This is a genomic window from Candidatus Zixiibacteriota bacterium, from assembly GCA_036397555.1.
Taxonomy (GTDB): domain Bacteria; phylum Zixibacteria; class MSB-5A5; order WJJR01; family WJJR01; genus DATKYL01.
On sequence record DASWIS010000029.1, the window covers coordinates 77,281 to 85,521 of the forward strand.

Below are 8,241 nucleotides of genomic sequence, written 5' to 3' on the forward strand. Positions count from 1 at the left end.
TGATCACAAGCCCTGCGGAATCAGAATGCGCTGCCCGACGATGATCCGGTTGGGATCGCGCAATGAGTTGACGCCGAGAAGCTGACGGATGGTGACGCCGAAGCGCGACGCGATGCGTCCCATCGTATCGCCGCGGCGAATCGTGTAGTAGAAGCTCGATCCGCTTTCGCCGCGTCCGGGAATCGTAATGGTTTCGCCCGCGATCAGGGCGGAATGCGCGCCCATGTTGTTGGCGCGACGGATCGCCGAGGTGGTGGTGCCGAATTGCTTGGCCAGCTTCCAGAGCGAGTCGCCGCGTTTGACCGTGTGGCGCTGTCCGGATGCGCCGACGCTCGACCGTGTCGTCTGTGCGGGCGGCCCCGGATCGGCCCCGGCGTTGTCGGCATAGGCCATCGGGACCGGGATGACGAGCGATTGCCCGACGACGATGCGATGGCGCGACGAGAGCTTGTTGGCGGACACGATGTCGCTGACGCCGACACCATAGCGGCGTCCCAATCCGCTGAGCGTCTCGCCGCGGCGGACGGTGTGTTGGACCCATGCCGTGCGCGTCGAGGCCTGCAGATCCTTATAAGCCGCTGCAAATGCGTCACCCGTGCCCTTGGGAACACGCAGCCGATAAGGCTTGATGTCGGGTGGTGTCACCGAACGGCGCAACTCCGGATTCAATTCGACAAGGATGGCTAACGAGCAACCGATCGCACCGGCGACGTCCTTCAGTTCCAGCGCCTTATTAGTTGCCACCCAGTCGAATGCGATCGGCGCATCGGGCTCGATGTGGAAGCCGTACCGTTCCGGTTCCCTGGCAATCTTGAGCGCGGCCATGAACAGGGGAACGTAGTTGCGCGTCTGGCTGTGCAGTTTGAGCTTCCAATAATCGGACGTTTTCTGACGTTTGATCTGACGGCCGACACGGCCTTCGCCGCCGTTGTACGACGCCAGCGCCAGATTCCAGTCGCCGAACATTCCGTAGAGCTCCTTGAGGTACTGGCAGGCGGCGTGCGTTGATTTTTCGAAGTCACGGCGTTCGTCGTACCACCACGTGCGATTCAGCCCGTAACGGCGCCCGGTCGAGGCGATAAACTGCCACGGACCGGCGGCGTGGGCGTAGGAGTATGCCGCGTTGTTGAATCCCGACTCGACCAGGGGCAGATACGCGATGTCGGTCGGCAGGCCGTAGGAGGCCACGATCTCCTTCATCATCGGCAGGTAGCGCCCCGCGCGCGTGAGAAACTTTTCCAATGGTTCGCGGGCGACTGTTTGGTAGTAGACGATGCAATTGCGAACCTTGCCGTTGACCTCGATGGGATAGTTGTACTCGACCACTTCGGGTTCCGGGGGCGCTTCGAGACCCGGGGCGGTCTTGATTTCCTTGTTTTCGTCGTAGAGCAGCAGCACCGCGCTGCTGGTCGCCTCCGGGTCGAGGACGCCGAGCGCCTTGAGCGTGGTCTGATAATCCTCGGCGATTTCATGCAGCAGCTTTTCGGCGTCGGCGCTGTCGGCGGCGGAGTGGATTTCGACTTCGCCCAAAATCGCCAACGCCTGTTCGAATGCCACCTGGGCATCATGCCAGCGCCCGTCGATGTTGGCCGCCACGGCGTTGCCATAGAGCGCCTCGGCTTCGGCCATCGCCGGATCGGTGCCGTGCGGAGCGGAGTCCGGATCAATCGCCTCGGCGTCAAGGAGACTCTCAGTCGATTTCGGCGCATCCTCGGATGAGTATGCGGCCTGTTGCGCTGTCCAGTCGGGCCGCGCGCTGTCTTGTGCCGTCGCATCGAGATGGCGGCGCGAACTCTGGCATCCTGCCAGGAGAATGAACGCCACCAATGCGCTCGTCGTGCGAATGAGCATGTTTGTCCTTTTCACGCTGCCCCCAGAGCGATAACTAAATGCCTATTCCCCATTTACATTAAATCGGCAGCGAGGATGCCGCGATTCAGCGTTCCTTGAGTCTCCGTGCCTGACCTTTGCTGCCGATGATCCCGCTCCTCGGAAGGCGCGAGCCCCCGGTCCCCGTAACCCGCTGGTATTAAAGATAATCAGTCTAACTGTCAAGGATTTTGTCCGGAGAATATTCGGCGGGGCCTCTTCATAATCGACTATCAGTCAGACGGTTGGGTCGGGGGTGTCGGATTTGAACGCAGGTTGCGAAAGGCAACGCCGCTCAAATAACTCCGTAAGTTGTTGTGGCGCCGCCAAGTCGCTGTCGATCGGCTCGCAGTAAGTCCGATGGCGAAACCAGGTCAACTGCCGTTTCGCGTACCGCCGACTATTCCTGATGATGGCCGCGATCGCCTGATCGCGTGACAGATCTCCATGAAGAAACCGGGTCGCTTCGCGGTATCCCACTGTGTTAAGTCCGGGAGCTTCAAGGGGGACACCGGATTGAAGCAACGTCTCGACTTCCGCAAACAGTCCCTGCTCGACCATGTGTCGCGAACGTCGCTCGATCCGCTCGTACAGACGTACCCGATCATGCCGAATCTCGCAGACAATGATCGGCCAGGGAGCGGGATTCCGTCTGGCTGTTTCCAGCCAGTCGCTGATGGGCCGATGGGTTTGACGGTACAGTTCGGCCGCGCGCAGGAGTCTGGTCTGATCCGCAGGGTGAATCGCCGACACGAAGGCCGGGTCGACCTGCCGGACCTCGTCATAGATCGCGTCCCATCCCGACTCGGCGGCCTGATCGAGGATCGAACGCCTGACTGCCGGCGCGATATCCGGCAGATCGGGAAGCCCCCGAATCAAGGCATCCAGGTAAAACCCGGTCCCGCCGACGAGGATGACATCCCCTCCGGCGGCCCGCCGCTCAGAGATGATGCGCCGCGCCTCGGCGACAAAACGTCCGGCTGAGAACGACTCGACGGGATCGGCGCAGTCGATGAGTCCGTAGTCGTAGCGTCTGATGATCTCGGGACTCGGCTTGGCGGTGCCGATGTCCAGCCCACGGTAGATCTTCCGCGAATCGACCGACAGCAAAGTCGCGCCGGTCAAATCGGCGACTCGCTGCGCCAGTTGGCTTTTGCCGGAGGCGGTGGCCCCGACAATGGCCAGGATCGGCCTTTCACTCAGATCACTTTTTGCTGCCGCTGCTTGCATGTGATGACCTCTGCGATCATTATAGCCCGATGGCATTGAATTGCCTCAATGAAGCCGTGGAATAGACGGCCTGTGTCCACGTATCCTAAAGTCCATGTCCCGCACTCCCGCGACGTCTGAGTCCCCACTGACCCCGATGATGCAGCAGTATCAATCGGTCAAGGAGCGCTATCCCGGGCATCTGATTTTCTTTCGCATGGGCGACTTCTATGAAATGTTCGGCGAGGACGCCATCGAAGGCGCGCAGCTTCTCGGCATCACACTGACCAAACGTCCCCACGGCAAAAACGGCGAGATACCGCTCGCCGGTGTACCGCACCATCAGGCGGAACGCTACCTGGCGATGCTGGCCGAGGCCGGACGGCGCGTCGTGGTCTGCGATCAGATGGAAGACCCGCGTCTGGCCAAAGGCGTGGTCAAACGCGATGTCACCGAGATCATCACACCGGGCACGGTCATTAATCCGTCGGCGCTCGACGACATCCGCACCCCGGCGATCGCCGCCATTTGCGGGCCGGATGACCGCGGGCATTTCGGAATCGCGCGCGCCGAGGCGGCCTCCGGACGCTTCGCGGTGGAATCGGTCACGCCCGAGGCGCTGGTGGCATTCGTCGGCAATCTCGATGCGCGCGAGCTGATCGTGGCGGCCGACGCCGATGAACGGCTCCGCGCGCTCGGCGGGCCGACCCTCGAAGTCACCGTCCGTCCCGCATGGCAGTTCGAGACCGCGCAGGCGGCGAAGACGCTCAAGGACCATTTCGGCGTGCGCGACCTGACCACGGTCGGGGTGATCGACGAGCCGGTCGGCATCGCCGCGGCCGGGGCGCTGCTGGCGTACCTGAAAGAAACCAAGCGCGCGCCGATGGCGCACATCACGCACGTCGACCGCCTGACCGACCGCGCCCATATCGCGCTGGATGCGCAGACAGCGCTTCACCTCGATGTCGTCTCCGAACGACGCGGCGGTCCGCCGACGCTGATGACGGTGATGGACCGCTGCCGCACCTCTATGGGACGGCGCCTGCTGCGCCATTGGCTGACGACGCCGTTGACCGACATGACGCAGATTCAGAAACGCCAGGACGCGGTCGGGTTCTTCGTCGACGATCGCGCCGTGCTGGCGAAGGCCACCGACGCGCTCAAGGGCGTGGGCGATGTCGAACGCCTCGTCGGGCGCCTGGGCAGCGAACGGGTCACGCCGCGTGACATGGTCGGACTGCGCGAGGCGCTCGACCGTTGGCCGAATCTCGCAACGTTGCTCAATGAGACTGCTGTTTGGCCGGATGATTCCCCCTCGGTCGCAGACACCAGCGCGATGGCCCGGCTCCTCGCGGCGGCCCTCGTGGAGGACCCGCCGGTCCACCATACCGGCGGCGGCATCTTCCGTCGCGGCCACTCCGAAGAACTGGATGGTTTGCGCGACGGATCCGCCGAGGCGCGATCATGGATCGCCGCCCTCCAGGGACGGCTGCGCAACGAAACCGGAATTGCCTCGCTGAAGGTCGGCTACAACAAGATTTTCGACTACTACATCGAAGTGCCGAAGACCCAGTCCTCGCGGATTCCCGACGCGTGGATGCGCAAACAGACGCTGGTGGCGGCCGAGCGCTACATCACGACGGAGCTCAAGGAGAAGGAGGATGTCGTCCTCACGACCGACGAACGCGCCGCCGAGCTGGAATCGCGGCTCTTCGTGGAATTGCGCGCGCGTCTGACCGAATCGATGCCGGTGCTGATCGCCCTGGCGCAGGCGATGGCGCACATCGATGTGACGGCGTCGCTGGCGCAGGTCGCGCTCGCGCGCGGATATGTCCGGCCGACGCTGACCAGGGAGCGGACGCTGTCGATCACCGGCGGACGACACCCCATTCTGGAAACGATCAATCCCGCCGGCGGATTTGTTCCCAATGAGACCGCGTTCGATGACCGGGCCGGATGGCTGCATCTGATCACCGGCCCGAACATGGCCGGGAAGTCGACCTACCTGCGACAGGTCGGGTTGATCGTCCTTTTGGCGCAGACCGGCTCGTATGTGCCGGCGGATGCCGCGCGGATCGGGATCGTCGACCGCATCTTCACACGCGTCGGCGCCGATGACGAGCTGTCGCGCAACCGTTCGACCTTCATGGTCGAAATGACCGAAACCGCCCGCATCCTGCGCGGGATGACGCCGCGTTCGCTGGTGCTCTTCGACGAAGTGGGCCGGGGCACCTCGACCTACGACGGCGTGGCCATCGCCTGGGCGATCGGCGAACATTTGGCGCACGACAACGAACTGTGTCCGCGCACACTCTTCGCGACGCACTACCATGAATTGACCGCGCTGGCGGACCACCTGCCCGCGGCCGCCAATTACCAGATGGCGGTGCGCGAGAAAGAGGGGACGGTCGCCTTTCTGTTTCGGGTTCGGCCCGGGGCCTGCGATGACTCTTTCGGCATCCACGTCGCCGCGCTGGCGGGCGTGCCGCCGGGCATCGTCGGCCGCGCCCGCGACATCCTCACGGCGCTGGAGACCGGATCGTTTGAGCCGTTGCGGCGGGGATACACGTCCCAGCCGCGTCACCGCACGGCCCGGAGCCAACCCGACTTGTTCTCGGCGGCGCAACGCCAGGCGTTGCAGAGTCTGGCGGCGGTCACGCCCGAGGAGATGACCCCCATCGAGGCGCTCAACACGCTGGCGGAACTGGCGCGCGGATTGCGGACACGTCCCGGGCCCGATGTCGGATAGTATCGTATGAGAGTATCAATAATAGTTACCATAGATAGCATTTATGACACTAACGTCAACGCCTGACCGTGCCGTGATCGGACGGCTTCCCGCGCACCTGATCGACCAGATCGCGGCGGGGGAGGTCATCGAACGCCCCGCGTCGGTGGTCAAGGAACTGATCGAAAACGCGCTGGATGCGGCGGCCACGCGCATCGATGTCGCCATCGACAATGCCGGCAGCACGCAGATACGGGTCGTCGACAACGGCGCCGGCATGTCCCGCGACGACATCGCGCTGGCGGTGGAACGCCACGCCACCTCGAAGATTCGTACGGCCGAGGACCTGACCGCCATCGGCACATTCGGCTTCCGGGGCGAAGCGCTCGCGGCGATCGCGTCGGTGTCGCATCTGGAAATCGTTTCGCGCCGCGACGGCGGCGACGCCGGCCATCTGATGTTCTGGGAAGGCGGCACGTTGATCGAACAACGCGAAACCGGCGCCCCGAAGGGAACCGCGATCACGGTCCGCCATTTGTTTTATAACACGCCGGCGCGACGCGAATACATGCGCACACCCTCCACCGAGACCAAACGCATCATCGAGACCGTCACCGACTTCGCGTGTGGAGCCCCGGAGGCCGGATTCGCGCTGGCGGTGGATGGGCGCGACGTTTTGCAATTGTCGCCGGCCGGCGATGTCCGCCAGCGCATGGTCGATGTGTTCGGAACGGCGGTCGCCGACGGCATGATCGCATTCGATGCGGGCGATGCCGAACTCGGTGTCAGCGGCCTGGCGGGACGTCCCGAACTGGGACGCGCCACCCGGGACCGCATCTTGCTGTTCGTCAATGGCCGCCGCGTCTGGTCGCAGTCACTGTTGCACGCGGCGACGAACGCGTATGGCGAGACATTGCCCCACGGCCGCTACCCGTTTGCGCTGATCAATGTCCGTGTCAATCCGCTCAAGGTCGATGTCAATGTCCATCCGACCAAACGCGAGGTGCGTTTCGCGCGCGACCGTTCGGTCTACGATCTCATCTATTACGCCATCAACCGGGTGATCTTCTCATCGGCGACGACATCGCCCGTCATGCGATTGCATACCGACGCGGCCTCCGTTGTCAATGAGCGGTTGGGGCTGTCCGCGACCATGACAGCGCAGGACAGAGTATCCGCCGGGGAGAGGGGCGAAGCCCTGCCTGATTCGTCTGTGTTCAGCCAAAAGACGGACCCAAACGGGACCGTCGCAGAACCCTCGCCGGTTCCGGAACGGTCTCACTTTGTGCCGGAACCGGCAGCATATGTCCCGAGCGATGCGGATGGTGTCTCCAACGTGTGGCAGTTCAACGATGTCTACATCGCCACCGTGGTGGGCGACGAACTCTGGATCATCGACCAGCACACCGCGCACGAACGCATCCAATACGAGGACATCCTGCGGCGGATGAATGAACGCCAGCCGCAGTCGCAGCAGCTTCTCTTTCCCGAAACCGTGCAACTGGAACCGACCGCATGGAATCTCTTCGAGGAATCGCTCGAATTGTTCGGGTCGCTGGGATTTCAGGTGCGGCCGTTCGGATCACGCACCGCTCTGCTTGAGGGCGTGCCCAGCGGCCTGCGCATCAAGAATCCGGTGACGCTCTTCCGCCGCGTGCTCGAAGACCTCGAGATCGCGCGCAAGGCAGGGGAGGACCTGACCAAAGCCGCCGCCGCCTCGACCGCCTGCCGTTCCTCGGTCATGGCTGGGGACCGTCTCAAGAAAGAGGAAATGCAGGCGCTGTTTGCCCGTCTGATTCACACGCAAAACCCATTCTCCTGCCCGCACGGCCGTCCGACGATGGTGAAGATCCCTATTTCGGATTTCGACCGGAAGTTCTGCCGGAAGTAAGCAGTGAACTGGGTGGCGGTCAGCCCAAGGGCAGACCGGCACTGCATGTGGGGGGCGATCTTCGTGCGGGTCAGCCCTTGGGCTGACCGGCACTGCATGTGGGGGGCGATCTTCGTGCGGGTCGGCCCTTGGGCTGACCGGCACTGCACGTGGGGGGCGATCTTCGTGCGGGTCAGCCCTCGGGCTGACCGGCGGCTCGGAGTCCGAACCGATTCTGAGATACCTTCGCGAGGTCGTCAGTCCAAGGGCAGATTGGCATTGTCCGCGGTGGTGACCTTCGTGCGGATCGGCCCTCGGGCTGACCGGCACTGTCCGCGGTGGTGACCTCCGTGCGGGTCAGCCCTCGGGCAGACCGGCACTGTCCGCGGTGGTGACCTCCGTGCGGGTCGGCCCTTGGGCTGACCGGCACTGCACGTGGGGGGCGATCTTCGCGCGGGTCAGCCCTCGGGCTGGCCGGCAATGCACGTAGGGGGCGATCTTCGTGCGGGTCAGCCCTCGGGCAGACCGGCACTGTCCGCGGTGGTGACCTCCGTGCGGGTCGGCC

The 8,241-nt window shown here is 63.8% G+C and carries 4 protein-coding genes; 2 read left to right on the plus strand and 2 right to left on the minus strand.

Annotated elements, in window-relative coordinates; genetic code table 11:
* Positions 1 to 3 precede the first annotated feature (3 nt).
* Positions 4 to 1,866, minus strand: coding sequence for a LysM peptidoglycan-binding domain-containing protein (locus VGB22_09250; protein HEX9751452.1), 1,863 nt, complete (start codon positions 1,864 to 1,866; stop codon positions 4 to 6).
* Positions 1,867 to 2,106: 240 nt separating this feature from the next.
* Entirely contained in the window at positions 2,107 to 3,099 is a 993-nt protein-coding gene (gene miaA, locus VGB22_09255; protein HEX9751453.1) for a tRNA (adenosine(37)-N6)-dimethylallyltransferase MiaA, read from the minus strand.
* A 136-nt stretch (positions 3,100 to 3,235) separates the two neighbouring features.
* Between miaA and mutS the strand changes: the two genes are divergently transcribed.
* Entirely contained in the window at positions 3,236 to 5,827 is a 2,592-nt protein-coding gene (gene mutS, locus VGB22_09260) for a DNA mismatch repair protein MutS (protein ID HEX9751454.1), read from the plus strand.
* A gap of 43 nt (positions 5,828 to 5,870) precedes the next feature.
* Positions 5,871 to 7,697 (plus strand): DNA mismatch repair endonuclease MutL, encoded by a 1,827-nt coding sequence (gene mutL, locus VGB22_09265; protein ID HEX9751455.1) that lies wholly within the window; start codon positions 5,871 to 5,873, stop codon positions 7,695 to 7,697.
* Positions 7,698 to 8,241 lie beyond the last annotated feature (544 nt).

Bases quoted from the DNA above. Each gene is read 5' to 3' on its own strand.
- miaA (HEX9751453.1), bottom strand. From the start codon at position 3,099: ATGCAAGCAGCGGCAGCAAAAAGTGATCTGAGTGAAAGGCCGATCCTG.
- mutS (HEX9751454.1), top strand. From the start codon at position 3,236: ATGATGCAGCAGTATCAATCGGTCAAGGAGCGCTATCCCGGGCATCTG.
- mutL (HEX9751455.1), top strand. From the start codon at position 5,871: ATGACACTAACGTCAACGCCTGACCGTGCCGTGATCGGACGGCTTCCC.